The organism is Fibrobacter sp. UWT2 (assembly GCF_900142545.1).
Taxonomy (GTDB): Bacteria; Fibrobacterota; Fibrobacteria; order Fibrobacterales; family Fibrobacteraceae; genus Fibrobacter.
Genome location: NZ_FRBF01000043.1, coordinates 1 through 2,318 on the forward strand (window position 1 = coordinate 1; position 2,318 = coordinate 2,318).

General features: G+C 48.0%; 3 protein-coding genes and 1 pseudogene. 3 read left to right on the forward strand and 1 reads right to left on the reverse strand.

Translation table 11 applies throughout. The annotated features are described in order from the left end of the window. The 3 genes and pseudogenes from BUA40_RS14655 to BUA40_RS14125 all read left to right on the forward strand — a co-directional run. Positions 1-406: pseudogene (locus BUA40_RS14655) on the forward strand (hypothetical protein); the annotation flags it as partial. Between the two features lie 36 nt (positions 407-442). Then, complete coding sequence (locus BUA40_RS14120) at positions 443-1,447, forward strand: ATP-binding protein (protein WP_072801482.1); 1,005 nt, start codon at positions 443-445, stop codon at positions 1,445-1,447. Next, positions 1,444-1,962 (forward strand): hypothetical protein, encoded by a 519-nt coding sequence (locus tag BUA40_RS14125; protein ID WP_072801483.1) that lies wholly within the window; start codon positions 1,444-1,446, stop codon positions 1,960-1,962. The genes BUA40_RS14120 and BUA40_RS14125 overlap by 4 nt, the downstream gene beginning before the upstream one ends. Positions 1,963-1,964: 2 nt before the next feature. Here BUA40_RS14125 and BUA40_RS14660 read toward each other — a convergent pair. Then, positions 1,965-2,318, reverse strand: a 354-nt coding sequence (locus BUA40_RS14660; RefSeq protein ID WP_178299679.1) for a TolC family protein, incomplete at its 5' end; no start/stop codon positions are given.

The following is a 2,318-nucleotide window of genomic DNA, read 5'->3' on the forward strand; positions in this document are numbered from 1 at the left end:
GGAAACCTCCGAGAACGGGGCGACCGACACCTTTACGGACACGACCGACAAGGACTGGACCATACAGCAGGAAGTGACTCCGGGCACGATTTCGCGCACGATTGACATTTCTTCTGGTGCACAGGTGGTAAACTTTGCCGAGGGCGAGACGGTGTTGCTGGTAAGCGACTCCTGGCCTGGCAACCAGTGGTGGCATCCGAATATCGTGATGGTGGCCGACGGCCAGGGCCATAGCGTCCCCGCCCTTGCATGGGAATGGGACGTGAACGGCACTACCATGACGGCTACCACGCAGCCGGGTTACTACTTCACCGTGGATATACCCGACACCCCGAACGGAGACAACCGCTACGAAATCCGCGTGACTGCACTCACCGCAGGCACCGCCGTGATTTCTATCGGGTAGTTTTTACTAGCTTTGGCATTGAAATAAAGGACCAAGATGATAAAGGAATTTCAAGTTCAAAATTTTGGCTGTATCGACTCGATCAGGGTTGAAAACCTAAAAGGTATCAACTTGATTGTCGGCCCGAATTCCTGCGGAAAATCGACTTTGCTCAAGGCCCTGTATGCGGCCAAGCGTTCTGCCGAAATTTTCCAGCGCGGAAAGAACGATGAAAGTTATCAAAGGCTGTTGTACAAAAAACTTCGGTGGACTTTTCAGGTGGATTCGCTCCAGTCGCTGATAAAGAGAGATGCTTCGCTGTCGGCCAATGTGCAGTTCAAGGCGGATAAGGCCGAGGTGAATTTTAGCATTGCCAAGAAAGAGGGCCTGGTGTGTTCGCCGTTCTTTAATAAGGTGAAACCGACTCCGGTCAATTCTGTTTTTCTCCCAGCCAAGGAAATTCTTTCTCTCCAAAAGCTCGTCATCAAGACCCATAGCCTGGATATGGAATTTGGCTTTGACGAAACCTATTACGATTTGGCGATGGCGCTGAACTCGCCAACGACAAAGGGCAAGAATCCGGGCGGTTTTGCCAATAGCCGAAAGATGTTGAAAGATATTACCGGTGGCGTGGTCAGTTTTGACGCCAAGGAAAACCGCTGGTTCCTTAAGAAGGATGGACATACATTCCCCATAGAACTTGCATCCGACGGCATCAAGAAAATCGGTATTCTTGACACCCTGCTTGGGAACAGATTCTTGACAAAGTCCTCCGTTGTTTTTATTGACGAACTGGAATCGTCCCTGCACCCTACGGCAATCTCCAAGTTTTTGGATATTGTCTATGAACTTTCTGCATGCGGTGTGCAGTTCATTATTTCTTCGCATTCCTACTTTGTCGTAAAGAAACTATACCTGCTTGCCCAGAAAAATCGTCAGTCAATTCCTATTATTTCCCTTGATGGGGGCTATAGGGTAGATGATTTGCTGGATGGCATCCCAGAAGACAACCAGATTATAGCCGAATCGATTCGCCTTTACGAAGAAGAGATTGACCTGTGAGTACGGTAACTTTTGAAGAATCGGGAATGCAGTTTGGTCCCTTCGAAAATAAGGATGTCTTTGCTGCAGAAAAATTTTCCCAAAAGAAGCACCTTGTTAGTAAAAGTGTTGAATTCGTCTTGTTTCGTGGAAAAAAGGCCATCTTTTTAGAAGCAAAGAGTTCCATTCCGCAAAGCAGTGACGACATTAATAACAATTTTCTTCCTTCTATAGCGGAAAAACTTTCCGACACATTGCACCTTGTTGCTAGTGACTATATGAAAATTCTTTCTGAAAGGGATTCATTGCTAGATCCGTTAAAAGGAAGAAATTGGGAACAGCTTTCGATTAACTACTATGTGGTTCTTAAGGGAATGCCCAAAGATCAGCTGCCTGCTTTACACGACATGTTTAACGCTTATCCCTTGTTGAATAAATTGAAAAAGATTTGGAGCCCGAATAAATCGGGTTGGGTTAAGGTGATAAACGATGTGAAGGCCCGCGACATGGGGCTTATCGCTAGCGGGAATGACTAGCCCTATTCTGCGGTTAGGTCTTCGCGCAGCACGAGTTTTTCGTTTTTCCAGGTTTCCAGGCCGTTCTGCAGTAGCAGTTTGCCTGTTGCCCGCATCAGCCGGACATCGATGATTCGGAGAGTCCGCATGTTTTCGAGCTGTCGGCGCTCCGCTTCGCGCAGGTCCTCTTCCATCTCGAATATCTCGCGGTAGTTGCTCTTGCCCATGGCGAGCTTCTTGAATTCCTCTTCGAGTTCCTTTTGGTGGTATTCCACCGCGATTTGCCCGTAGCGCCACTGTTCGCGGATTTCTTGCGCCCTGTTCTGCAGAATCCGGTATTCCTCGAAGATTTGCGCCTGCAACAGCATAAGCCTTGT

Excerpts from the sequence above, each read along its gene's own strand:
- BUA40_RS14120 (WP_072801482.1), top strand. The coding sequence starts at position 443 with ATGATAAAGGAATTTCAAGTTCAAAATTTTGGCTGTATCGACTCGATC.